The sequence below is a fragment of the Acidocella sp. genome (genome assembly GCF_027352905.1).
Lineage (GTDB): Bacteria > Pseudomonadota > Alphaproteobacteria > Acetobacterales > Acetobacteraceae > Acidocella.
This window is the reverse complement of sequence record NZ_DAIEIF010000036.1, coordinates 1-24608: the sequence shown is the minus strand read 5'-3', so window position 1 is coordinate 24608 and position 24608 is coordinate 1. Positions and strand designations below refer to the sequence as shown.

22 protein-coding genes, 2 tRNA genes and 2 pseudogenes are annotated in these 24608 nt (G+C 65.5%); 8 read left to right on the top strand and 18 right to left on the bottom strand.

The annotated features are described in order from the left end of the window. Both M7H45_RS06505 and M7H45_RS06500 read right to left on the bottom strand, forming a co-directional pair. Positions 1-1206: pseudogene (locus M7H45_RS06505) on the bottom strand (hypothetical protein); the annotation flags it as partial. Positions 1207-1213: 7 nt separating this feature from the next. Next, positions 1214-2179 carry a mitochondrial fission ELM1 family protein gene (locus M7H45_RS06500; RefSeq protein WP_366145519.1) on the bottom strand — a complete coding sequence of 322 codons (966 nt, stop codon included), beginning with the start codon at positions 2177-2179 and terminating at the stop codon, positions 1214-1216. Positions 2180-2223: 44 nt separating this feature from the next. Between M7H45_RS06500 and M7H45_RS06495 the strand changes: the two genes are divergently transcribed. Together M7H45_RS06495 and M7H45_RS06490 are read left to right on the top strand one after the other, a co-directional pair. Beyond that, on the top strand, positions 2224-3201 hold the full coding sequence (locus tag M7H45_RS06495) for a succinylglutamate desuccinylase/aspartoacylase family protein (RefSeq protein ID WP_298215436.1): 978 nt from the start codon (positions 2224-2226) through the stop codon (positions 3199-3201). 27 nt (positions 3202-3228) lie between these two features. Continuing rightward, the gene (locus M7H45_RS06490) at positions 3229-4440 is read left to right on the top strand and encodes an acyltransferase (RefSeq protein WP_298215435.1); all 1212 of its coding nucleotides are present in this window, start codon (positions 3229-3231) and stop codon (positions 4438-4440) included. Here M7H45_RS06490 and der read toward each other — a convergent pair. From der to gltX, 4 genes are read right to left on the bottom strand one after another with little or no spacing between them, the layout of a single operon-like run. Next, a complete protein-coding gene (der, locus tag M7H45_RS06485; RefSeq protein WP_298215434.1) occupies positions 4425-5768 on the bottom strand; it encodes a ribosome biogenesis GTPase Der in 1344 nt (447 codons plus the stop codon). The two genes, M7H45_RS06490 and der, sit on opposite strands and share 16 nt — an antisense overlap. After that, positions 5761-7086: a PQQ-binding-like beta-propeller repeat protein gene (locus M7H45_RS06480; RefSeq protein WP_298215433.1), complete on the bottom strand. Its 1326-nt coding sequence runs from the start codon at positions 7084-7086 to the stop codon at positions 5761-5763. Before M7H45_RS06480 ends, der begins: the two co-directional genes overlap by 8 nt. Before the next feature lie 12 nt (positions 7087-7098). Further along, on the bottom strand, positions 7099-7764 hold the full coding sequence (locus M7H45_RS06475) for a tetratricopeptide repeat protein (protein ID WP_298215432.1): 666 nt from the start codon (positions 7762-7764) through the stop codon (positions 7099-7101). A 27-nt stretch (positions 7765-7791) separates the two neighbouring features. Continuing rightward, a complete protein-coding gene (gene gltX, locus M7H45_RS06470; RefSeq protein WP_298215431.1) occupies positions 7792-9141 on the bottom strand; it encodes a glutamate--tRNA ligase in 1350 nt (449 codons plus the stop codon). Between the two features lie 120 nt (positions 9142-9261). Between gltX and M7H45_RS06465 the strand changes: the two genes are divergently transcribed. The 4 genes from M7H45_RS06465 (at position 9262) to M7H45_RS06450 (ending at position 12482) form a co-directional block, all read left to right on the top strand. After that, positions 9262-9337 (top strand) — tRNA-Ala (locus M7H45_RS06465). Between the two features lie 86 nt (positions 9338-9423). Then, entirely contained in the window at positions 9424-10185 is a 762-nt protein-coding gene (locus M7H45_RS06460) for an SDR family NAD(P)-dependent oxidoreductase (protein ID WP_298215430.1), read from the top strand. Between the two features lie 19 nt (positions 10186-10204). Next, positions 10205-11380: an acetyl-CoA C-acyltransferase gene (locus tag M7H45_RS06455; protein ID WP_298215429.1), complete on the top strand. Its 1176-nt coding sequence runs from the start codon at positions 10205-10207 to the stop codon at positions 11378-11380. A 13-nt stretch (positions 11381-11393) separates the two neighbouring features. Further along, positions 11394-12482 (top strand): CaiB/BaiF CoA-transferase family protein, encoded by a 1089-nt coding sequence (locus M7H45_RS06450; protein WP_298215428.1) that lies wholly within the window; start codon positions 11394-11396, stop codon positions 12480-12482. 87 nt (positions 12483-12569) lie between these two features. Here the strand turns inward: M7H45_RS06450 and M7H45_RS06445 are convergent, their stop codons facing one another. The 11 genes and pseudogenes from M7H45_RS06445 to M7H45_RS06400 all read right to left on the bottom strand — a co-directional run bounded on the left by M7H45_RS06445 (position 12570) and on the right by M7H45_RS06400 (position 21672). Next, entirely contained in the window at positions 12570-13349 is a 780-nt protein-coding gene (locus M7H45_RS06445) for an enoyl-CoA hydratase-related protein (protein WP_298215427.1), read from the bottom strand. Next, positions 13339-13731 (bottom strand): acyl-CoA dehydrogenase family protein, encoded by a 393-nt coding sequence (locus M7H45_RS06440; protein WP_298215426.1) that lies wholly within the window; start codon positions 13729-13731, stop codon positions 13339-13341. Before M7H45_RS06440 ends, M7H45_RS06445 begins: the two co-directional genes overlap by 11 nt. After that, positions 13728-14969, bottom strand: a complete 1242-nt coding sequence (locus M7H45_RS06435; RefSeq protein ID WP_298215425.1) for a CaiB/BaiF CoA-transferase family protein — start codon at positions 14967-14969, stop codon at positions 13728-13730. The genes M7H45_RS06440 and M7H45_RS06435 overlap by 4 nt, the downstream gene beginning before the upstream one ends. A 25-nt stretch (positions 14970-14994) precedes the next feature. After that, positions 14995-15372 carry an acyl-CoA dehydrogenase family protein gene (locus M7H45_RS06430; protein WP_298215424.1) on the bottom strand — a complete coding sequence of 126 codons (378 nt, stop codon included), beginning with the start codon at positions 15370-15372 and terminating at the stop codon, positions 14995-14997. Then, complete coding sequence (locus M7H45_RS06425; protein WP_298215423.1) at positions 15369-16490, bottom strand: CaiB/BaiF CoA-transferase family protein; 1122 nt, start codon at positions 16488-16490, stop codon at positions 15369-15371. Before M7H45_RS06425 ends, M7H45_RS06430 begins: the two co-directional genes overlap by 4 nt. A 128-nt stretch (positions 16491-16618) precedes the next feature. Continuing rightward, positions 16619-18277, bottom strand: coding sequence for an AMP-binding protein (locus tag M7H45_RS06420; RefSeq protein WP_298215422.1), 1659 nt, complete (start codon positions 18275-18277; stop codon positions 16619-16621). A gap of 91 nt (positions 18278-18368) precedes the next feature. Continuing rightward, positions 18369-19130 carry an enoyl-CoA hydratase/isomerase family protein gene (locus tag M7H45_RS06415; protein WP_298215421.1) on the bottom strand — a complete coding sequence of 254 codons (762 nt, stop codon included), beginning with the start codon at positions 19128-19130 and terminating at the stop codon, positions 18369-18371. 122 nt (positions 19131-19252) lie between these two features. Then, the gene (locus tag M7H45_RS06410) at positions 19253-20191 is read right to left on the bottom strand and encodes a transporter (protein WP_298215420.1); all 939 of its coding nucleotides are present in this window, start codon (positions 20189-20191) and stop codon (positions 19253-19255) included. 134 nt (positions 20192-20325) lie between these two features. Beyond that, entirely contained in the window at positions 20326-20691 is a 366-nt protein-coding gene (locus M7H45_RS06405; protein ID WP_298215419.1) for an acyl-CoA dehydrogenase family protein, read from the bottom strand. Continuing rightward, a pseudogene (locus M7H45_RS11335) lies at positions 20675-20758 on the bottom strand (acyl-CoA dehydrogenase family protein); the annotation flags it as partial. The gene M7H45_RS06405 and the pseudogene M7H45_RS11335, both read right to left, overlap by 17 nt. Positions 20759-20874: 116 nt before the next feature. Beyond that, a complete protein-coding gene (locus M7H45_RS06400) occupies positions 20875-21672 on the bottom strand; it encodes an SDR family NAD(P)-dependent oxidoreductase (RefSeq protein ID WP_298215418.1) in 798 nt (265 codons plus the stop codon). Between the two features lie 236 nt (positions 21673-21908). Between M7H45_RS06400 and M7H45_RS06395 the strand changes: the two genes are divergently transcribed. Next, on the top strand, positions 21909-22964 hold the full coding sequence (locus M7H45_RS06395) for an NAD(P)-dependent alcohol dehydrogenase (protein WP_298215417.1): 1056 nt from the start codon (positions 21909-21911) through the stop codon (positions 22962-22964). 12 nt (positions 22965-22976) lie between these two features. Here M7H45_RS06395 and M7H45_RS06390 read toward each other — a convergent pair whose 3' ends face one another. Beyond that, positions 22977-24245 carry an MFS transporter gene (locus M7H45_RS06390; RefSeq protein ID WP_298215416.1) on the bottom strand — a complete coding sequence of 423 codons (1269 nt, stop codon included), beginning with the start codon at positions 24243-24245 and terminating at the stop codon, positions 22977-22979. Between the two features lie 140 nt (positions 24246-24385). Here M7H45_RS06390 and M7H45_RS06385 point away from each other — a divergent pair. Next, positions 24386-24460, top strand: a tRNA-Lys gene (locus M7H45_RS06385). Positions 24461-24608 lie beyond the last annotated feature (148 nt).

Genomic DNA, 24608 nt, shown 5'->3' with positions numbered 1-24608 from the left:
CGTCGGCAGCGCGATGGTTTTGAAACGCCCCCGCGGCAGCACGGGAAACGGCAACAGATAGCCGCGCCCCATGGCGGGATGCATACTCCAGATGCCGGAGTCTGGCCGCAGGTCGGCGCGCTCCACATTCACATGCGCGATGCGCGTGCGCCCATCCCGCACCACCTCATAGCGCGGGCGGACCACATGCATGCCGGCGCGCACCTCAAGCTGGGCGGGCCAGCGCAGGGCCGGGAATAGTTCCGCCACGTCCAGCGCGCGGGTGGCGAAGGGGGGGATCTCCTCCTCCAGCGCCACAGGTTCGTCCGCCCCCATGCGGTCCAGCGCCAGGGCTCCGGCGGGGATGGGGACGCCATGGCTGTTCTGCACCCACAAAATCACCCGCTCATCCTCGCGCGGGGCAGGCAGCCCGGCAAAGCGCGCGGAGGGCCAGGCATTGGCGTCATGCGTGCAGGAGAGCGAGGCGCCGTTATCCGTGGCGTAGGTGTCGAGCGCGTATTTCACCACGTCATGCCCGGCGACGCCGATGGCGTGGAGGAAGAGCTGGCCAATGAAGGGGGGAAGGCCGAAACGGGCGCGGATGGCGCGGCTGTCCAGCACATAGCCGCCCGGCCCGGCGGGGGCGGGCGACTCCCACTCGGCCAGGGTCTCTCCCGCCTGGCCGAAGAGGATGTGGCGGAAGCGCACCGCCCCGGCGCCGTACCCGGCCCAGTAATTGGCGGTGGTCAGACGGGTGGCGAAATGATCATTGTCCCGGAAGAACACGAAATTGGTGGCGAAGTTGCGGGCGTCGAGATAGCGGCCCGGCACGGTGAGCCAGGGGGCGGGCAGCCTGGCCTCGTCCAGCGTGAGCAGGCTGGCCCCCGGCGGCAGCAAGGCGCGCAGATGTGCCGCCAGCCGCCCGGCATCGAAGGCGGCGAGCAGCACGGTGCGCGCCTTGGCCTCCGGCAATTCCGTGAGTGGCAGCGCCACATGCCCGGCGCGGCGCTGGCCGACCTCCAGGCTGTTCTGCACGTAGAGACCGGCCACTCGCAGCTGCGGGCACAGGGCGAGCAGCGCCGCCGCGATGCCCTCCTGGTCCACCAGCGCCACCGTTCCGGCCCGCGCCGCCAGCTCCGCCAGGGCGCGCGCCGCCAGCGGGTGGGCGAGCGCCTTATAGACGACATTGCCCCCCCGGGCATTGTCGAACGTCTCGATCTCCAGCATGAAACCCCTATAATCCCAGGCGGCGGCGAAGCTCCCGCCCCGCCCATTCCGTGTCGTCCAGCGGCGCGGTATTCCATAATTCCAGCCGCCCGGCAAAATCGCGCACCCGCCCCTCCGCCGCCAGCCCGGCCAAGAAGGCGCCGATGCGCGCCGAGCGGCCCGGCAACCGGGCGAGCAGCACGGGCGCGCTGGTGGCCACCGCCTCCGAGACCATGGAGACCGAATCGGCGGTGACGATGATGGCGTCGGCGCAGGCGAGCATGCCGAAATAGGGATTCTCCCCGGTGAAATCCCAGATCCAGGCGCCGAGCGGCACGAGCGCCGCGCGCAGCGCCGCCATGGCCTCCGGCGCGGTGCGCCGCGAGGGGGTGAGAATCAGCCCCGCCCCCTCGCGCATCAGCGCCGCGAGCTGGCGGGCCAGGATCCCGGCCTCCGCCGGGCCGAAATGGTAGCGGCCATTGGAGCCGCCGAGCAGCACCGCCGCCAGCGGGCGCGGCAAATGGGCGAAGCGCGGGGCCCACAGCGCCCCCTCCGCCGCCAGCCGGGCCGGGGTGGCGCGGTGGAGGGCGGTGCGGGTGACGATGACGTTCGCCCCGGTGAGACCGTCATGCCGGGCGGCGAGAATCGCGTCGAACCGGGCGGGGTTCATGCGCGGATGCTGGATCGCCACCGCGCGCACCCCTGGCCGCCGCAGCGCCGCCGCCACCCGCGCCCCCGCCCCGCCCGTGCCGATGACCACCGGCGGCAGCGGCGTCGCGAGCACCTCCCGCTCCACCGCCCAGCGCGGGTGGGGCCAGAGGCTGGCGGGAACGCGCCCCCAGCCCGGGCGCAGGCGCAACGGGCGCAGATCCGGCGCGAATCCGGCGGCCTCCGCCAGCCCCAGCGCCTGGGCCCTGAGCCCGGCGATATCCGTGCAGATGATGCGCGCCTCCACCATGGAGGCGGCTTTGCGGCGGGCGGCGGGCGGCGTCAACCCGGCTTGATTGCGCGGGCTGGCGTCTCGGTTAGAGTGGCGGCATGACCCTTGGCCCGACCCGTGCCGAGCCATCGCCGCCGCCGCCGGATTTACCGGTGTTCGAGGTGGCGATCCGCCCGCCCGATCTTTCGCCCTATCTCGCGGGCAATACCGGCGTGCCGGGCTTCACCACCCTCGATTCGGGCCGGGCCGGCCCGCATGTGGTGGCGGTCTCGCTCATCCATGGCAATGAGATCGCCCCCGCCATCGTGCTGGCGGAGCTGCTGGAGCAGGGCTTCAGGCCGGCGCGGGGGCGGCTGACGCTCGGCTTCGCCAATCTCGCCGCCTTCGCGCTGTTCGATCCGGCCTGCCCCCTCGCCTCGCGCTTCGTCGAGGAGGATATGAACCGGGTCTGGGACGATTTTACCCTCTTTGGCATGCGCCGCTCGGTGGAGCTCGAGCGGGCGCGCGAGATCAAGCCAATCATCGATGCCGCCGACATGCTGCTCGACATGCACACCATGCTCTGGCCCTCCGAGCCGCTGCTGCTCTGCGGGGCGGGGCCGCGCGGGCGCGCCCTGGGGCGGGAGGTGGCGACGCCGGGGCTGCTGGTGGCCGATTCCGGCCATGCGGGGGGAAAGAGGCTGATCGATTATGGCCGCTTCACCGAGACCGCGCCGCAAGGGGCGGCCTGCCTGCTGGTGGAGGCGGGGCCGCATTGGCGGCCGGAGGCGGTGGCGCAGAGCCGCGCCACGTTGCGCGCCCTGCTGCGCCATGCCGGAATGGCCGAGGCGCCGCCGCCGCCCGCGCCCCCGCGTTTCGCGGAGGTGGTGCGGCTGGTCACCGCCCGCACCAACCGCTTCGTCTTCACCCGCGCATTTCGTGGCGGCGAGATCATCCCCCGGGCGGGCACGCTGATCGCCCATGACGGGGATGAGGAGATCCGCACGCCGGAGGATGATCTCATCATGATCATGCCCAGCCTGAAGGTGGGTTATGGCCATACGGCGGTGCGCCTCGCCCGGCTGGCGCGGGATTAGCGGGCGCCGGTGCGACCAAAAATCGCCATGATGCGGCCCCACAGCCTCGCCATGAACCAGATCCGCCGCGACGCCCCCAGCCCCCCGCCCCTCTCCGGCGCGCGCCGCGAGGGTATCGCCCCGGCCAAGGAGGAGATCGACGCCCTCACCGGGCTGCGCGGCGTGGCGGCGGTGCTGGTCGCCATCTACCACATCTACCCCCCCGCCGATTTCCCCTGGGGGCTGCGGCAGATCATCGCGCGGAGCTATCTCTCCGTGGACGTGTTCTTCGTGCTCAGCGGCTTCGTGATGGCGCTGAATTACGGCGGAATGTTCAGGAACGGCTTCCGGCGGGAGGCGTTTCTCACCTTCATGCTCCGCCGTCTCGCCCGGCTCTACCCGCTCTACATCGTCTTTCTGGCGCTGCGGGTGGGCTATTCGCTCATCGCCTATGGCAGCTTGCAGGTGCCGGGGTGCTGGTTCGCGGTGGATCTGCCCCACCCCGCCCTCTCCCTGCTCGCCAATGCCGCCATGGTGCAAAGCTGGGGCATCGCCACCGCCATCACCAACCCCACCTGGTCGGTCAGCGTCGAATGGGGGGTGTATTTCCTCTTTCCCTGGCTCGCCCTCGCCACGCTGCATGGCCGCCCCTGGCACGCCTGGCTGGCCTGCGCCATGGCGGCCGCGCTCATCGCGCTGGTGGGCTGGCTGACCGCGCATGATGGCGGCTGGCATAATGGCGTGCTCGACGCCTATGACGGGCGCACCCCGAGCCCCATGCTCCGCTGCCTGGGCGGCTTCATCCTCGGCCTCGCGCTCTACCGGCTTTACGGCTGGGGGCCGGCGCGGCGGCTGGCGGCGGCGGGCTGGGGCTGGCTGGTGGCGGCCTATTTGCTGGCCGGGGTTTTGCTGCAATGGAGCGACTACGCCCTTTATGCCGGATTTCCCTTGCTGATCCTCGCCCTGGCCTGCGACCGGGGTTGGCTGGGGCGGCTGCTCGCCTGGGGGCCGGTATTTCAGGCGGGCGTGCTCTCCTACGCCATCTACGTGATCCATAACCCCTGGATCGGGCTGTTCCAGTGGAGCCGGCGCGTATTGCCGGGCCATATGCCGGGCTGGCTGGCGGAGACGGTGATCGCGCTCGGCCTCGCCGGGTCGATTCTTGGCGCGGCAATGCTGCTGCACCGCCTGGTCGAGGTGCCGGGGCGGCGCTGGGTGCGGCGGCTCGCCCCGTTCCGGGCGGCTCAGCCCCGGTCGTAAGGGTTCTCGGTGCCGCGCAGATGCAGCCGCACCGGCACGCCCGGCAGGGCAAAGCTCTCGCGCAGGGAATTGACCAGATAGCGCTGATAGGTCTCGGGCACCTGCTCGGCCCGGGTGCCGAACAGCGCGAAGGTGGGCGGGCGGGCCTTGACCTGGGTGATGTAGCGCAGCTTCAGCCGCCTTCCATCCACCAGCGGCGGCGGAAAGCGCTCCAGCGCCGCCTCGAACCAGCGGTTGAGCTGGCTGGTGGGGATGCGCTTGTTCCAGGTCTCATAGGTGGCGCGCAGGGCGGGAAACAGCTTGTTCACCCCCTCCCCCGTCTCCGCCGAGAGCGGCACCACGGTGATGCCCTTCATCTGGCTGAGGGAGATGGAGAGCCGGTCCTGCGCCGCCTTGCGGGCCTGGGCCCGGTCTTCCACCGCGTCCCATTTGGTGAGGGCGATAACGCAGCCCCGGCCCTCCCGCTCGATCAGCCGGGCGATGTGCAGATCCTGCTCCTGCACCCCCTGCACCGCGTCTATGGCGAGGATGGCCATTTCCGCCCGCTTCAGCGCCTCGATGGCGGAGGAGGTGGACATTTTCTCCAGCCCCGCATCCACCCGGGCACGCTTGCGCAGCCCCGCCGTGTCCACCAGCCGGTAGGGCCTGCCATCCGGGCCGGTGAAATCCACCGCCACCGCGTCGCGGGTGAGGCCGGGCTCCGGCCCGGTGATCATGCGCGGCTCGCCGAGAAGGTAATTGAGCAGGGTGGATTTGCCCGCGTTGGGCCGCCCGATGATGGCGAGATGCAAGGGCGGCTCCGCCTCCGCCGCCGCGTTCTCCGCCGCCGCGGGCAGGCGCGCGGCGATCTCGTTCATCAGGTCGTACACACCCTCGTTATGCTCGGCGGAGACCGCCACCGGCTCGCCGAGACCCAGCTCATAGGCCTCCATGGCGTTGGCCATGCCACCCCGCCCCTCCGCCTTGTTGGCGACGACCAGCACCGGCCTGTCCTGCCGGCGCAGCCAGGCGGCGAAGTGCCGGTCCTCCGGCAGCAGGCCGGCCTTGGCGTCGAAGACGAAAAGCACGAGATCGGCCTGATCGACCGCCATGGCGGTCGAGGCGCGCATGCGCCCGGGCAGGGTATCCGGCGCCGCCTCCTCCAGCCCGGCCGTATCCACCACCACCACCTTGCGCCCGCCGATCTCGGCGGCGGCCTCCTTACGGTCGCGCGTGACGCCCGGCGTGTCCGCCACCAGGGCGAGGCGCCCGCCCGCGAGGCGGTTGAACAAGGTGGATTTGCCGACATTGGGCCGGCCGGCGATGACGATGCGCGGCGGCTCAGCCATAAGCCGTCAGCCGCGCGTCGCGCGTGAGTAGCAGCAGCGCGCCGCCCGCGGCGATGGGCGCAAGCGTGGCGGGCGCGTCCAGCTTGACATGGCGGGCGGGCTTGCCCGTTGCCGCGTCCACCAGAACCGCCTCGCGCTGGTCGCTGACGCAGACCAGCATGCCGTTGACCAGCGTCGGCCCCGACCAGAGAATGGGCTTCTCTTTCTTCTTCATGTTCTTGAAGGGGGGCAATTGCGTGCGCCAGCGCACCAGCCCGTCATCGGCGTGCAGGGCGTAGAGCATCTGGGTGTTATCGAGCAGAAAGAGAAAGCCGCCGGAGGCGGCGGGGGTTTGCAGGCTGGTGGCGCGGTGGGTCCAGACCTGGGCGCCGGAATGCAGATCCACCGCCATGAAGGTGCCGTCGAGATTGATGGCGTAGACCACGCCGCCCGCGATGACGGGGGCGGCCACCACGTCCGACATGTCGAGCGAGCTGGCCTGGCCGAACCCGGCGGCGAGGCTCTGCTCCCATGCCGCCATGCCGGAGACCGCGTCCAGCGCCGCCAGCAGGCCGGTGGAGAACCCGGCGACGATGAGGCCATCGGCATAGGCGGGGGCGCCGGTGACGCTGGCGGCGGTCATGGGCGGCGAGCCGACGGCGCCCGAGAAGCGCCAGCCCGGCGTGCCGGAAGCCTGGTCGAAGGTGAGCAGCAGATCGTTCTGGGTGAGGATGGCGACCAGCCCCCCCGCCACCAGCGGCGCGGCGCGGGCGGGGAAATCCAAAGGCTGCCGCCAGAGGATCTTGCCGGTTTCCGCGTCCAGCGCCAGCGCCTCGCCATAGCCGGTGCTGGCGTAGATCTTGCCCGCATCATAGGCGATGCCGCCGCCGATATTGATGTTGGTGGCGTGTTTGGGCCGGGTGTCGGCATGCCAGAGCGCATGGCCATCCGCCAAGGAGAAGGCGCGGATATGCGCGTCGGCGTCCATGGCGAAGACGCTGGAGCCGGCCAGCACCGGGCTGGCCGCCAGGGGCTGGCGCTCCCCGCCGGAACTGCCGATGCCGACCCGCCAGCGGGGTTTGAAATCCAGCGGTCCGGCGGCGTTGCCAGGCGCATGCGCCGGGTTGGCGTAAGGCTGCGGCCAGGCCGGCAGCATCACCGGGGCGGGCAGCGCCACCGCCGGCGCGTTGGCCGCGACATCCATGCCCGACGGGGTGGGCACCACCGGGATTTGCGTGCCGGTGATGGGCGGTTTTTTGATCGAGGTGCTGCAGGAGGCGAGCAGGCCGAGCAGGCCGGTGAGCGCGCCGCGGCGGCGAAGCGGGCGGAACGGGGTCATATGGTTGTCTCTTTATCCGTTCAGTTTGGCGAGCATGGCCTGGGCGCGGTTGCGCGCGCCCTGCGGGGTGGCGGGGTCGTTCTGAAGCTGGGTGAACAGGGATTTAGCCATCGGCTGGTTGCCCTCGTGCAGGTAAACCAGCGCCTGCATCTCCCGCGCCAGCCCGTGATAGGGGTTGCGCGCCTGGGCCAGCGGCTGCAGCCGGGCGAGAATATCCGCGTCCTTGGCCTCGCCCAGCGCGTGCTGGGCCCAGAGCAGGGTGGCGGCGTCGCGCAGCAGGGCGGGGGTGGCGGCATCCGCGCCGATCTGCGTCCAGAGCCGCTCGGCCTGGTCCCGCTGCCTGGCTCCAGCATAGAGCGCGGCGGCGCGCAGCCGGGCGAGAGCCTGATAATCCCCAGGCGCGCGGGCGGCGAATTCCAGCAGCGCCTGAGCCGTCTCGGCGGCTTGCGCCGGGGCCGCGCCGCCCTCCGGCTGGTCCACCTGCTGGGTGAGGGCCAGATATTGGGTGGCGGCCGTGTTGGCCAGCCGCGCCTGCCGGGCCTGCCAATATTGCTGCGCGCCGACGCCGATGAGCACGAGGATCGCGGCCGCGACCAGCAGCCCGCCATAGCGCCGGACGAGCCTCAGCGCCCGTTCCTGGCGCAGGTCCTCGGCGATTTCGTCAAGAATATCCACCACGCGGCTTGTTCCTCTTCGCGGACTCTCTTAGCCGGGGCGGGCGCTGGCGGCAACGCAGGCTGAAAGGCGCCGGGCGGCGCGCTCCGGACCCATCAGCGCCAGCAGCCGCGCCATTTCCGGCCCATGCTCCTCCCCGGTCAAGGCGAGGCGCAGCGGCTGGTAGAGCGCCCGGCCCTTGGCCCCGGTGGCGGCGGCGATGGCTGCGGCCCAGCCCTGCCAGCTTTCCGGGGTGAAGCGGGCGGGCAGCGTGGCCAGGGCGGCGCGGAGAACGGGCAGCGCCTCCTCCGGCAAAGCGGGCGTTGCGATCTCGCCTCGCGCCACCTCCCACCAGCGCCGCGCCTCGGCCAGCATGTCGAGATTGCCGCGCACCGCCTCCCAGAATTCCGGCCCCGCCGCCGCGGGCAGGCGGTCCTTCACCGCCTCGTAGGGCAGGTTATGAAGGAATTTGCGGTTGAGGCCGAGAAGCTGGGCGGCGTCGAAACGCGGCGGGGAGCGCGAGAAATCGGCGAGGGAGAATTGCGCGATGAGATCGGCCATCGGCAGGGGGGCGGGGTCCTTGCTGGTGCCGAGCCGGGCGAGATAGGCGGCGAGGGCCGCCGGCTCGATGCCGTCCTTGCGCAGGGAGCGCAGCGAGATGGAGCCGATGCGCTTGGAGAGTTTCTCCCCCTCCCCGCCGGCGATGAGGGGCAGATGCGCGAAGCGGGGCACGGGCCGGCGCGAGACGGCCCGGAACAGGTCGATCTGCACGGCGGTGTTGGAGACGTGGTCCTCCCCCCGGATGATATGGGTGATGTCCATATCCGCGTCGTCCACCACCGAGGTGAAGGTGTAGAGCGGCGTGCCATCCGCGCGGATCAGCACCGGGTCCGAGACGGTGGGCAGGCGGATGCTGCGCGGCCCCAGCACCAGATCCTGCCAGGTGACCGCCTCATCCGAAAGTTTGAAGCGCCAGTAAGGCCGCTTGCCGTTGGCCTCGGCGGCCGCCCGCTGCTCCGGCGTCAGCTTGAGGGCGGCGCGGTCGTAAACCGGGGGAAGCTTGCGGCGGATGAGGGCGGCGCGCTTGGCGGCCAGCTCCTCCTCATTCTCGAAGCAGGGGTAAAGCCGCCCGGACGCCTTGAGCTGCTCCGCCACCTGCTGGTAGCGGAGCAGCCTGTCTGACTGGCGGGCGGTCTCGTCCCAGGCGAGGCCGAGCCAGCGCAAATCCTCATAGATGCCCTGCTCATATTCCGGGCGGCCGCGCTCGGTATCGGTATCGTCGAGGCGCAGGAGAAAGACGCCGCCCTCGTGCCGGGCGAAAAGAAAATTCACCAGGGCGGCGCGGGCGTTGCCGACATGCAAATAGCCGGTGGGGCTGGGGGCGAAACGGACCTTGACCATCGTGGCGGGGTAGCCGGTTTTGGGGCCGGGGGGAAGGCGAGAGGCGGGGCTGAAATTCTCTCGCCCGGCCCCTTGATCCGGTGCCGGGGACCGGTCTATACGCCGCTGCACCCAAGGCAAGGGGCTATAGCTCAGTTGGTAGAGCGTCTGCATGGCATGCAGAAGGTCAGCGGTTCGATTCCGCTTAGCTCCACCAAACCCTCCCCATCCCAACCCGCCGCCGCCCTTGCCAGCCCGGATTCGTGCTGTATGCAATGGAGCGGGAAACGCCGGAGGCCCAGGATGCGGATCGAGGATCATGTTTTTCTCGTCACGGGCGGCGCGTCCGGCCTGGGGGCCGCCACCGCGCGGGAGCTGGCGCGGCGCGGGGGAAAAATGGTGCTGGCCGATCTCAACGCCGCGGCGGGCGAGGCGCTGGCGGCGGAGCTGGGCGCGGTCTTCGCGCGCGCGGATGTGAGCTCCGGGGCGGACGCCCAGGCCGCCATAGCCAAGGCGCTCGACCTGCATGGCCGGCTGGACGGGCTGGTGAATTGCGCCGGGATTGGCCCCGGCGAGAAGCTCGTGAGCCCGGAGGGGCCGCACCGGCTGGAGAGCTTCGCCCAGGTCATCAACGTCAATCTCCTCGGCACCTTCAACATGCTGCGCCTGGCCGCCGGGGCCATGGCCGGGCAGGAGCCGGGGCCGGAGGGCGAGCGCGGGGTCATCATCAACACCGCCTCCATCGCGGCTTTCGACGGGCAGATCGGCCAGGTGGCCTATGCCGCCTCCAAGGCGGGGGTGGCGGGCATGACCCTGCCCGTGGCGCGGGAGCTGGCGCGGCATGGCATACGCTGCGTCGCCATCGCGCCCGGCATGTTCGCCACCCCCATGGCCGCCGGGCTGCGGCCCGCCTCCCAGAACCGGCTGGAGGCGAATCTGGTCTTTCCGCCGCGCCGGGGCCGCCCGGAGGAGTTCGCCGCGCTGGCCGCGCATATCATCGAGAATGTCATGCTGAACGGCGAGGTCATCCGGCTGGATGGCGCGCTGCGCATGCCGCCCAAATGAACCGCAAGGAGATGAGCCCATGAATGCCGACCCCGTGGTGATCGCCAGCGCCGCCCGCACGCCGATGGGCGGGTTTCAGGGCGAGCTTTCCCCCCTGCCCGCCCCCGAGCTGGGCGCCGCCGCCATCAAGGCCGCGCTGGAACGCGCCGCTTTGCCGGCAGAGGCGGTGGAGGAGGTCGTCTTCGGCTGCGTGCTGCCGGCGGGCCAGGGCCAGGCCCCGGCCCGGCAGGCGGGGCTGAAGGCGGGGCTGCCGCTCGCCGCCGGGGCCACCACCGTTAATAAAATGTGCGGCTCCGGCATGAAGGCGGCGATGTTCGCGCATGATCTCATCGCCGCGGGCAGCGCCGGCATCGTCGTCGCGGGCGGCATGGAGAGCATGACCAACGCGCCCTATCTGCTCGACAAGGCGCGCGGCGGCTACCGCCTCGGCCATGGCAAGGTGATGGACCATATGTTCCTCGACGGGCTGGAGGACGCCTATGACAAGGGCCGGCTGATGGGCAGCTTCGCCGAGGATTGCGCACAGGATTACCAGTTCACCCGCCAGCAGCAGGACGAATACGCCATCGCCTCGCTCACCCGCGCCCAGCAGGCGATCGCCACCGGGCGTTTCGTCAAGGAGATCACGCCGGTGAAGACGCCCAAGGGCGAGGTGGGCGTGGACGAGCAGCCGGGCAAGGCGCGGCTCGACAAAATCCCCACGCTCAAACCCGCCTTCCGCCCGGAGGGCACGGTGACCGCCGCCAACTCCTCCTCCATCTCCGATGGCGCCGCCGCCCTGGTGCTGATGCGCGCCTCAGAGGCGGAGCGGCGCGGCCTCACCCCCCTCGCCCGCATCGTCGCCCACGCCACCCACGCCCAGGCCCCCCACCAATTCGCGACCGCGCCGATCGGCTCCATCAAGAAGCTGATGGAAAAGACCGGCTGGGCACTGAAGGATGTGGATCTCTTCGAGATCAACGAGGCCTTCGCCGTGGTGGCGATGGCGGCGATGCGCGACCTCGCCCTGCCGCACGAAAAGGTGAACGTGAATGGCGGCGCCTGCGCCCTTGGCCATCCCATCGGCGCCTCGGGGGCGCGGATCATCGTCACCCTGCTCGCCGCCCTGGCGGATCGCGGCCGCAAGCGCGGCGTCGCCTCGCTTTGCATCGGCGGCGGCGAGGCCACCGCCATGGCCGTTGAACTGATGAGCTGAGGGAGACGCAATCATGGGACCGCTCGCCGGATTGAAAGTGCTGGAATTCGCAGGCATCGGCCCCGCGCCCTTCGCCTGCATGATCCTCGCCGATCTCGGCGCGGATGTGCTGCGCATCGACCGCGCCGGGTCTGAGAGCCTGCTCGGGCTGAAGCGGGATTTCATCGGGCGCGGGCGGCGCTCCCTGGTTCTCGACCTCAAGAAGCCGGAGGATCTGAACACCACCCGGCGGCTGGCGGCGCGGGCCGATGCGCTGGTGGAGGGATTCCGCCCCGGCGTGATGGAGCGGCTGGGGCTGGGGCCGGAGGCGCTGCACCGGGAAAACCCCGGCCTCGTCTATGCGCGCATGACCGGCTGGGGGCAGAGCGGGCCGCTCGCCGCCACGGCGGGGCATGATCTGGGCTATATCGCGGTGACCGGCGCGCTCCACGCCATCGGCACCGCGGACACCCCCATCCCGCCGATCAACCTGGTGGGCGATCTGGGCGGCGGATCATTGTATTTGATCACCGGCATTCTCGCCGCCGTATACGAGCGCCAGCGCTCGGGCCGGGGGCAGGTGGTGGACGCGGCGATCACCGATGGCGCGGCCTCGCTGATGGGCATGGCCTATGCGATGATGAATGAAAACCGGTGGCAGGATGAGCGCGAGGCCAATCTGCTCGATGGCGGCGCGGCGGTGTACCGCGCCTATGCCTGCGCGGATGGCCGCCATATCGCCGTCGCGCCGCTGGAACGCAAATTCTTCGAGGTTTTCGCGAGAACTCTGGGGCTGGAGCCGGCAGACTGGCCCGACCACCTTAACCCCGCCGCCTGGCCCGCCCTGGAAGCGAAGCTGACCGCCTTGTTCCGCACCCGCCCGCGCGATGAATGGTGCGAGCTGTTCGCGGGGACCGATGCCTGCGTCGCCCCCGTTCTCTCCATGAGGGAAGCGCCGCGCCACCCGCATAACGCGGCGCGCAACACATTCATCGAGGTGGAGGGCGCGACCCAGCCCGCCCCGGCGCCGCGCTTCTCGCGCAGCGTGCCCGCACCCCCCGCCGCCCCGCCCGCCCTGGGGCAAGGCGGCGATGAAGCGCTGCGGGAGTGGCTGGGCGGCTAAGGTTGGCGGTTTCGGCGCGATCTTTCACAACGTGAAGAATTCCTCACCCTGGGTTATCTTTCTTAACAAGCCGGTTCACTCACCGGTTTACCCCTGCTTGGCCGCCTGCTCGCGCTTGCGCCCGATCCGGCGCATGGCCCAGGTTTGCGCCGCGCGCTCAGCCTGGAGGGCGAGGTTCCATTTCGCCGCTTTCTCACCCGCTGTTATCCGCATCGTATGGATGACGGTTCGCGCCAGTTCAGGATCCTTGGCGGCATAGCGCGCCATCGTCATCGCCTTGGCCTCGACTTCGCCATCAGGTACCGAAGCCCAGGCCAAACCAAGTTGTTGCGCGCGCAAACCATCGATTTCCTCGCCAAAGACGGCCATGGCGCACACCGCATCGAGCGTCGCCGTTTCCGCCATGAGCATCATATGTCCGCCTCCCGGATGCGTGCCGAGGCGAAAAAAGCCGGAGAGCAGGCGCGCATTATCCGCCACGATTCTCACATCGGCGGCCAGCAGCAGATTCATGCCCGCGCCTACCGCCGCCCCGCGCACGGCGGCGATGACCGGCGCCCGCAACCGCCCCGCGCGGCAGAACGATTCATAAACCCGGGTGGTGCCGTCATAGACCGCCGGTTCCAGCGGATCAGCGAACATTCTTTCCGTGGACCCCAGCTCGGCTCCGGCGCAAAAGGAGCCGCCCGCGCCACGAATGATGACCGCGCCGATGGACGGGTCCGCATCCGCGGCGTCGAATGCCTGCAGCATTTCCTCGGCCATGGCGGGTGTCAGCGCGTTGCGGCGCCCAGGCGCGTTGAGGGTGACGGTGGCCACCCCTCTATCAGTTTCGTAAATGACTTCTTTTCCGGATTCACTTTGCATTGAGAAGTGCCTTGCTGATAATTTCGCGTTGAATGTCGCTCGTGCCCTCGCCGATCGACATGAGCATGCCGTCGCGCCAATACCGGTTCGCATCCGTCTCCAGGGCATAGCCCAGGCCGCCATGCAGGAGCATGGCCGTCCGCGTCACGCGCGCAACCATTTCTGAACTGCACACGTTCCTGAGCGTACCGGAAAGCCGCGTATCAGCGCTGATGCCCATGGCGAAGAAGCCAGCCTCGCGCATTTTGGCTAGCAGCGGTTCTGGAAACCCAAGGTCATTTATATCGATCTCGCGGGAAAGAGGCGCGATCTCCTGGCGGGCGAATGCCCGGGCCATATCCTGAATCGAGACCTGCTCCGCGGTCAGATCCCAGTCGATCATTCGCCAGCCGCCTCTCGTGAGATTTTCAAGGCTCCGCTCGCCAGCAGGCGGTCGATTTCGTTCTGGGAATGCCCCAATTCGCGGAGAATTTCCACCGTATGCTCCCCCAGCCTGGGCGCGTGCCGCCGCAGGCCGAGCGGCGAGGCGGGCATGCGCGCCGGAGCGGCCGTCATCACCACGCGTCCCTCGCTCGGGTGTTCCACCTCCTGGAAAAAGCCGGTCTGGTGGAGGTGGGGATCATCCTCGACCAATTCAGAAATGGATTTGACCGGCACGGCGGGAATATCCGCCTGGCGCAGCGCCTCCAGCCATTCCGCCGAGGTGCGGGTGGTGACCTCGCTGGCCAGCAATTCATAAAGCGCGTCAATGTTGCGCGTGCGCGCAGCCATCGAGGCGAAGCGCGGTTCCTGCATCAAACCCGGACGCCCGATCAGTTCAAAAAATCTCGTCCATTGGCCATCATTATAGGGAATGACGGCGATATAGCCATCACGCGTACGGTAGGGCCGCCGAAACGGCGAGACGACCCTGGGATAGCGGGCCTCACCGAGCGGCGGCGCGAACGTGCATCCGTAAAGGTGCTCGACAAGGTTGAATGACACCATCGTCTCGAACATCGGCAATTCGATCTCTTGCCCCTGCCCGGTCCGTTCCGCGTGCCGCAGCGCGGCGACAACGGCAAGGGCCAGCAGCGCGCCGCTCGTCTTGTCGGCCACCGCGGAGGCGACGTATTGCGGCACGCCCGCGAATTCCGCCTGCAGCGACGCGCCGCCGCTCATCGCCTGGATGGTATCATCAAAAGCCGGATAGGCCGCGTAGGGCCCGTCCTGGCCATAGCCGACGGCCTTGGCATAGACGAGCCTGGAGTTGCGGCCGCGAACCGATTCATAGTCGAGACCCAGGCGGCGTATCGCGTTCGGACGGACATTGGTGACGAAAACATCCGCCGAGGCGATCAACGAGGTCAGCACGGACCGGCCTTCCGGCGTCTTCGCGTCAAGGGCGATGCTGCGCTTGTTCCGGTTGATGCCAAGAAAGATGCCGGCCATGCCGGGATGCCGGGCAGGCCCGGTGTTGCGGGTGCTGTCGCCATCGAGACCTTCCACCTTGATGACGTCGGCGCCCATGTCGCCCAGCCACATCGTACAATACGGCCCGAACAGAACCGTGGTCATGTCCACGACCCGGACGCCATCCAGCGCGCCGGGCGGCAGCGGGGGGAGTTGATTACCCGTCATGTTTCCTTCGCCATCTCGCTCAGTGTCATGGTTTCGCGCAGGCACCGAAATAGCTTTCTCCCCGGGCAATGGCGGGCAGATGACGCTGGCGCTGTTCCGGCGTGCCGAATCGCAGCAGGCTGGGGCCGATCTGGCGTTCGGCCACCCAATGCGCGGCAACAAAGCGTTCTTCCTGAGGCCGGTCTCTGCCGCCATATTCTTGGGGCCAAACCATGCCCAGCCAGCCTCGCGCGCCAAGCTTTCGGGAAAACTCGGGATTGCCGCCGCGTACCCAGCAATCAACGATGGGAATGAACCCGCCAGTTTCCATCTCGGTTAGCAGAAATCTCCGCACATCCTGCCGCAGCGTCTGTGTCGAGGGGCTCAACGACGCCGCCCGGAGACGTAAACTCGCCGCCATCATAGCGAGACCCCCCATAATTGCCCAAGCATCTCCGTCGCCTCCCCAAATTCCGGCGCCTTGCCGTGCCGGGGCGCCCCACGGACCCGCACAGGGAAGGCTGGCATGGGGCGCTGGCCGTTCTCGGCTGGAAGCCAGGCGCCCCGCGCAGAAAAATGCGGATCAGAAACAATATCCTCCAGGCTGGCGGCGATACGGGAGATCGGCAGGTCGTGGGTCTTGGCGAAGTCGAGCCACTGCGCGGAGGGACGGGCGGCGAAAATAGCCTGCAGAGCCGCATGGCAGGCGCGGGGAGTCTCGCCCGCCGCCTGGAGATGTTCACGCTCAGGCGCAGGCAGCTCGTTGATGAATTTGTGCCAGAAATGGGTTTCCACCAAAGCCACCGCTAAGCGTACGCCATCCGCGGCTGTAAAAATATCATTCATGGGCCGCACGTGCCGCCACTGGCCGGCGGCATCCGCCGGCGCGTCCGCCCAGCGCAGGCCGGACCATGCCAGCGCGGCCTCGGCGAGAGAGACATCGAGCCATTGGCCTTCGCCGGTACGGTCCCGCTCCCGCAAGGCCGCCAGGGTAGAAACCGCCGCGTACATGGCGCCGGCGATATCACTCACCGGTAACTGCATCCGGGAGGGCTCATCTGCCTGCGTCACGCTCACCGGAATGGCCATCAATCCGGCGCGGCCGCAATAGTTCACGTCGTGCCCCGGCTCGTTCGCGGCGGGGCCGGTCTGCCCATAGCCGGAGAGCGAAACATAGACGATGCCCTGATGCCGCGCGCGGATATGCTCATAGCCTACCCCCAGCCGCGCCATGACGCCCGGCCGGAAGCCTTCAACGAAAACATCGGCGCGCTCCGCAAGCTTCAGCACGGTTTCGCGCCCTTGCGGCGTGCGCAGATCCACCACCGCGCTGCGCTTGCCGCGATTGACCAGCTGAAAGAGCCCCGGCAGCATCGTCCGGGCGTAGTCGCCATCGCTGGGCCGCTCGATTTTGATGACGTCCGCCCCCAGATCCGCTAGAATTCCGGTGCAGAGCGGGCCGGGCAGCAACCAGCTCAAATCCAGCACGCGCAAGCCGGAAAGAGGACCCGATGCATATGAACCACTTTCCGGAGACGTCATCATTTAAAGCCTTTTGCGACCACGAAGGGCTATTCTGCCGATCATATAATAGGAGGATGAGCCTGCCATAGGCAGCCCCATTCTAAGACGATTTCACTCAGATATTTGTCAAATTAACTATTCAAAACCTATAAACTTGTGAAATTGCGAATCAATTCTTGCTTATTGATTTTAGCGCCGGCGTTGCGGGGCAGATCATCGAGCAGCAGCAGGCGCTCGGGCTGATACCAGACGGCCATGCCCTGATCCAGTAGGAACTGGTTGAGTTCCGCCAGTGTCGGCCTGGCTCCGGCAACGGGCACGACGACGGCCCCCACAATCTCGCCCAGCGTTGGGTCCGGCACCGGCACGACAGCCACGTCGAGCACCGCCGGATGGCGCAGCAACGCCTCCTCGATGGCGCCGGGATTGATATTGCGGCCGCCGCGAATGATCATATCCTTCTTGCGGCCGACGATGGTGAGGTACCCCTCCGCGTCGAGCATGCCCATATCGCCGCTATGATACCAACCCTCCTCGTCCCACACCGTGGCGGTGCCCTCAGGATCATTGAGATAGCCGAAGCCGACATTGGCGCCGCGCCAAATCACCTCGCCCGGCTCCCCCACCCCGGCATCCGTGCCGTCATCACGCACCAGGCGCAGCTCCTGCCCCTCCAGAATTCTGCCAGCCGTTCGCCGTTTCTGTGCGGGATCATCGACACATGTCATAACCGGAACGCTCGCATCGGTTGCCCCGTACATGGTTTGCACGACGCAATGGAATAATTCCTCTGCCTCTTCCGCCACCGAATCGGCGAGCTTCGCGCCGCCGTTGGAAATAAAGCGCAACGAGGGAATGTGGCGTGGCCGCTCCCGCTGTGCGGCGACCAGCTTGACCAGCTGCGTGGGGATCAGCACCACATAGGTGGCGGCGTGCTCTTCCATCAGGTCGAGGGCGAGGCCGGGATCATTCCCGTCCCAGCGTTCCAGCAGCACGCTTTTCGCGCCGAATAACAGGGGCGTGACGATGGGAAAAATATAGCCGGTGGCGCCGGTTCCGGCGGGGGCGATTGAGACCGCCACGTCATGCTCGGTCAGGCGGCAGCTCTGCTGGCCATATTGGTGGCGAATGAGATGCAGCATCGCGTCATCGCAAAACAGGCTGCAGCGGGGCAATGCCGTCGTGCCCGAGGAGACCATGACCTCCAGCGGGCTGGAGGAGGAGGGGCGGCGGCGCTCCAGGAAATCCGGGCCGCGCCGGGCCTCCCAGCCGCCATCGCCGGCCAAGGCGTCAAAACCATGTTCGCCCTCCGCCGGCGCCGCCCGGAGGACGATGTGGTGGCGCAGCTTCGGCAGGATGGGCTGGATATGGGCAAGGAGCGCGCGATGATCGAAGCCCCGGAAGGACGGCGGGTAGATGATGGCGCGGGCATTGGACAAGGCGAGCAGATGGCGCATCTCATGCTCGCGGAAGCCGTCATGCAACGGCACGAAAATCATGCCGACGCGGTCAAGAGCCAGATGGGCGAGCACGAGCTCCGACCAGTTGGGCGCCTGAACCGCCACCACATCGCCCGGCTGCAGCCCAAGCTCCAGCAACGCCGCCGCGAGATTGCGGGTGCGGGCGCGAATGTCGCCATAGGTAAGCGCGCCGCGCGAATCAACCAGCGCCACCTTATGCGGCGTGCGAAGCGCGTGATCATCCACATAATCGACGATCAGCCGGCCTTCCCACCAGCCGCGGCGGCGAAACTCCTCCGCCCCCGGTATCTCATGCCGCCATAACACGATATCCGTTATATCCATGACAGGGTTTCCTGGGGTAGCCAATGAAATTAACTCATAAAGAGCGATGATCCCGTTCTAAACGAATAAAAGAGCGGCGGCGCGTTTGTTTTCAAGCAAATTTTGGTTTGCGTTTTTCCCGGAACGCCGCCACGCCTTCTTTGACGTCGTCAGTCATGAATAAAAAGGGAAAAGCATCGACAGCGTATCGCATTTCGTCTCCGCCAAGACCGCGATTATAGAACGATTTGGCCATATCGATCGCCACGCGCGGCTTGGAAGCCAGTTTTTCCGCGAATTGCATAGCCTCATCGATTAAATTCGCGTGAGGTACCACCTTCAAGGCAATCCCAAGGCGATGAGCTTCTTCGGCGCTGATCGGGTCGCCAAGCATACTCATCTCTTTTGCTTTTGGACGACCGACGATTTCATGCAACCGAACAACGGCGAACCCGGGCAGAAGCCCAAGTTGAATTTCCGGCACCCCAAATTTGGCGCGATCCGAAGAAATGATAAAGTCACACGCTATTGCAAGTTCAAAACCACCCCCATATGCGAGACCGTTCACGGCCGCAATCAAGGGTTTGGAACACCGCTCCGGAGCCTCAAGAAAGGGAAGGACGCCCCCAATAAATTTTCGCACTTGTGCAGGTGTGACGGGCAAATTGCTGAGATCCGCACCAGCACAGAATGTTTTTTCGCCGCTTCCCGTAATAATCCCGACACGAATTTCGTCGTCAGCCTCGATTTTAGCAAGACTATCCAGAATACCGTCGCGAATTCCGGTAGACAACGCATTGAGTTTGTGCGGCTCGTCCAGCGTCATGAGAGCGACCCGGCCTCTTTTTTCGAATTCAACACCACCCAAACGCATAATTCCTCCGAAGGATCTTTAGGGTTAACCAGTTATCTTTAGCGCCATCCATACCGCGCCTTCAGTTTTGCAAGACTCCTCCGGAGGAATGCTTAAAGCCGTTGGATAACGGCGTTCCGCCATTAAAATTTCGTTTGCAACCGGAAGTCGAAAGTATCGCCGCCGACCTGGGATGTAACAAACTCGGCATGATTCCAAATCGCGGTGAGCTGTATGCCGCTCGGCAACATATATCCCACCACCGGACCGAACCCGACATACCGGCAAATGGAACCCGGCACCGGATGACCATTCATCGTATCTTTAACGACCTGGTCAATCTGAGACACGCCTATCCCAAGCGTCCACGCGCCAATCGTCTTTTCCGCCGTATAATCAATCAAAAAATTGCCGCCGGTACGATATTCATAATTATGAGCGGTTGTCGACCCAAGCGGTTGGCCGAATCGCAGCGCGACACTCAAGGTCCAACCGTTATTGAGATATGTCAGGCCCAAGCTAGGCATAAAGGTTGAATAACCGTTGGCACTTGGGGCACCACCATTTTTCATGGTTCCATTCACCAAATCCGTTGGCGTATTGGTGCCGTCATTCAAAAAAAACGTGGTCGCGACGCGTACAAATAAATGATGCGGCAATGACCATGACAACATTAGCGGTATGATGGGGGTATTGAAAATCCCTAGATTTCCAGGCCCTGGGTTCTCTCTTTGGGTTGCAGTATAACTGGTATAGTCAAATGGCATAGCCACGGCCATGCCGTATGTGGCGCCCAACACCGTAATTCCCGGCACCCAAAGAACCGACGGAGCAACCGCCAGGGCATCGATGGAGGAACCCTGAATTTTCTTTCCCTCTCCCGTATAATCCACGAATTGGGCGAAATAATTGTCTAACTGACCATACACCCCGGGTGGCGGCAATAAGCCGGCAGGAAGCCCCACCTCAAAGCCCGGGAGTTCAGTATTCCATAATTCGCCAGCATGCGCGTTTGTGCTGGCAAACACGCCCGCAATTCCACTTGCAAAAGCCGCCAGACGAAGCTTCTTCAAATCGCTCAAGGACCCCTCCTGTTATAAGTTATTAATTTCCGTTTGTTTCATAATACCACCGGAAACTTCTTGCAAATAAATTTCTGTGCCGCAGCTTAAAAATTTTTGCTGCGAATGTTTTTGTTACGTGTTGGAATTCTCGCTCATACCGGGCGGCCCGGCAGCTTTTCATATTGCAGTGCAATGCGGCCGACCTTCTCGCGGGCGATGACCAGTTTTTGGATTTGCGCGGTGCCGTCGCCGAGTACCGATATCGTCGAAATGCGTGCGGTGATCCCCTTCTGGTTGAGCTCCACGAAAAAGGCGCTCACCCCGCGCGAGCCGCCGCCGGGGCTGCCGGTGCGGGCGAAGACCACCGCCGCATCCGCCTGGGTGGAGAAGCTCATCAAGGTTTTCTCGCCATTGAGCTTCCAGCCATTTCCTGATTTTTTCGCGCGCAATATGAGGTTGGCGGCATCCGACGCGCCCCCGCGGTTTGGATGTGACCGCGTTCTCGCCGAGCCCGCCATATTCCTCCGGCAGGTCGGGGCCGATCAAGCCAAGGGCGCCCATTTGTTTGAGCAGGCCACGATCCATGCCCCCCCGGCGAACGGCGGGCAGAATTTTGGAGGGGCAGGAACTGCGCCTGGTGCGTGATGACTCACCCTGGGATAGATTAAAAAGAGATATTATCTCCAACTGAACTCGGTCTATTATCCAATCATACTATAACCGCCGGATACAGATAAAATTTGACCTGTTATATGACCGGCGGCCTTATTCGATGCCAAAAACACTACCGCATTTGCAATATCCTGCGCACGCCCAACCTTCCGCAGAGGTAAAGTCTTGGCAATCTTGTCGAATTGCTCGGATGAGAACATGCTTCCCGGATCGGCCCAAAGGCTCGTGCTTCCGATTTCCTCATTGGAAGTGGGAATCGTAATTCCTGGACATACGACATTACACCGGATCCCATAGCGGCCGTTTTCCTTGGCGATCGTTTTGGTAAAGCTATTAACGGCTGCCTTACAACCGCCATATACCGCTTCGCGGGGCTCGCCTTGCCGGCTGGCGTCGGAGCTAATCGAAACGATGGCGCCACTGTTGTTTTTAATCATGAACTCAAGAGCGGCATGGGTGCAATTCAATACGCTCAAATAATTTATTTGAATCACCTTCTGCCAAAACGATGGCTCGGTCTGGGTAAAAAACATCATCTGATCCCAGCCCACATTATTGACAAGGATATCCAGCCGCTCATGTTTTTCAATCGCGGTTTTAACGAGCGCTTTGGTCTGGTCGTATTGCGTGACATCCGTACGCTGCACAATAGCCGATCCGGCTCCAAGTTTAAGCGCCAGGTCAGCCGTTTTTTGTGCTTGATTCGTATCGATGTCACCGATGGTGATGTTTGCGCCCTCGCTTGCAAAGGCAAGGACTATGGCCCTCCCAATGTTTGAGCCCCCGCCTGTAATAAGAACGGACTTATTTTTTAGATCCAGATCCATTTCGTTCCCTTTTCTTTGCTTTATACAAATATTTAATATGCTTGGTTAGTATTTTGGTGTACCAGCAGGCTGAACTTACGTAAATACTATGACCAAAGCAAGCTGCTCATAGGCGGCGCTGAAGGCTCTTTTGGTGCGTCTCTCAGCTCTGAGACGCTCTCAGAGGATTGCCCGCCGGGTTGAATCCCCTTTTCTCTCTCCAATATGACTGGCGGTTTAGATTATCGGAGACCAATATGCTCACCTGTACCGGATATGGCGCCACCAGCCCCTCCAGCCCCCTCGCCCCTCTCACCTTCAACCGCCGCGATGTCGGCCCGCAGGATGTCGAGATCGAGATCATGTATTGCGGCGTCTGCCATTCAGACCTGCATTTCGTCCGCGATGAATGGCATTTTACCCAATATCCTGCCGTGCCGGGGCATGAGATCGTCGGGCGCGTGAAGACCACCGGCCCCGGCGTCACCAAGCATAAGGTGGGGGATCTGGTCGGTGTCGGCTGCATGGTGGATAGCTGCCGCACCTGCCCCTCCTGCCGCGAGGGGCTGGAGCAATATTGCGATTCAGGAATGGAGGGCCAGACCTATGGCGGTGTCGACAAGGTTCTCGGCGAGCCGAGCAAAGGCGGCTATTCGGACCGTATCGTAGTGGATGAGAATTTCGTCCTGAGGATGCCCGCCAATCTCAACCCCGCCGCCGCCGCGCCGCTGCTTTGCGCCGGCATCACGCTTTATTCGCCGCTGCGCCACTGGCAGGCCGGGCCGGGCAAAAAAGTCGGCATTATCGGGCTGGGCGGGCTGGGCCATATGGGCGTCAAACTGGCGCACGCCATGGGCGCTGAAACCGCGCTTTTCACCCACTCCCCCGGCAAGGTGGCGGATGCGAAGCGGCTCGGCGCCCAGCTCGTCATCCTCTCCTCGGACGCGGCGCAAATGTCCGCCCATAAAGAGAGCTTCGACCTCATCATCGATACGGTTTCCGCCTCGCATGACCTCGCGCCTTATTTCAACCTGCTCAAGCGCGACGCCACCATGGTCCAGGTGGGCGCGCCGGAACAGCCGCTGCCCATCGCCGTCTTCCCGCTCATCGCCAAGCGCCGCAATTTCGCGGGCTCCATCATTGGCGGCATCCGCGAGACGCAGGAGATGCTGGATTTCTGCGCCCAGCATAACATCACCGCCGATATCGAGATGATCCCGATCCAGAAAATCAACGAGGCCTATGAACGCATGCTCAAAAGCGACGTCAAATACCGTTTTTGTATCGACATGAAAAGCCTGAAGGCGGGCTGAGCCGGTCCGCCTCTACCGCCGCCCGGCGGCGCGGCGGTAGAGAAACAGCGTGGCGCCCAGCCCGAACAGCGCGGCGCCGCTCAGCCATATGGCGGGCGCGGCCCGGCTGCCCGTCGCGCCGATCAGCGCCGTCGCCGCCAGCGGCGTGAAGCCGCCGAACAGCGCCGTGGCCAGGCTATAGGCCAATGAAAACCCGGAGGTGCGGACCTGCGCCGGCATGATCTCGGCCAGGGCCGGGACCATCGCGCCGTTATAGCCCGCATACACGAAGGACAGCCAAAGCTCGACCATGAGCATGCGGCCGAAGCTGGGCGCGCTGACGAGCCAGGCCAGGGCCGGATAAGCGGTGACCAGCGCCAGCAGGGTAAAAGCCATCAGCAACGTTTTGCGGCCCGTCTTGTCTGAGAGAGCGCCCATGATGGGCAGCCAGACGAAATTGGAAAGCCCCACGCAGCAGGTGACGAGCAGCGCCGCGCCCTCCGGCAGATGCAGCACCGCCTTGCCGTAGGTGGGCGTGTAGACGGTGATGAAATAGAACGAGACGGTGGTCATGGAGACCAGCAGCATCCCGGCGAGAACCAGGCCAATATGGGCGCCGATGGTGCGAAACACCTCGCCAATGGCGGGGTGATGGCTTTGGGCGCGGAAAGCCTCCGTCTCCTCCAGAGAGCGGCGCAGAATATAGAGCAGCGGCACGATCAGGCAGCCGACAAAAAAAGGTATGCGCCACCCCCCGGCCGCGACGGCCTCAGGCGGCAATAGCACATGCACGAGATAGCCGAGAATTCCGCTGAAAACGACTGCCACTTGCTGGGAGCCGGATTGCCAGCTGGCGTAAAACCCGCGCCGGCCGGGCGGGGCGATCTCGGCGAGATAGACGGAGACCCCGCCCAGCTCCACACCCGCGGAAAACCCCTGGATCAGCCGCCCCACCAGCACCAGCAGCTGCGCGGCCATGCCGATCCGCGCATAGGACGGGGTGAAGGCCAGCAGCGCCGTGCCCACCGCCATCAGCCCGAGCGTGAGGATTAGCCCCTGGCGGCGGCCATGCCGGTCTATATAGGCGCCCAGGATGATGCCGCCGAGCGGGCGCATCAAAAATCCCGCGCCGAAGGTGAGAAAGGTGTAGATCAGGCCGGAGCTGCCCGTATGAGTGGGGAAAAACGCCTGGGCGATCTGCGTGGCGAAAAAACCGAACAGAAAGAAGTCGAACATCTCGAAAAAATTGCCGCTGGTGACGCGGATGACGGTCACGGCTTTCGCCCAGGCGGAAGTTTCCATGCTGAGTCTCCTTTTTCTTCGCGGATGTAACCGTTCTACGCTCCAGGCTCCAGCCGCCGCCGCCATGGCTTGACTTGGCGGGGTAAAAAATGGTTCTTGCAGCCGCGCCGGAAGGGTAACACCCTCATGCGCCTTGGTGCGAGCCTGTAGCTCAGTGGTAGAGCAACCGACTTTTAATCGGTTGGTCGTGGGTTCGACCCCCACCGGGCTCACCAAGCCAACCAGCCCTTGCGGAACCCTTCATGAATCGCGCCGATATCGGAATCGTCACCGGCTTGCAGGCGGAGGCGCGCTGGCTCGCCAAGGCGGGCTTCAAAATCGCGGTGGGCGGCGGCACCCCGCCCGGCGCGGCGGCGGCGGCGC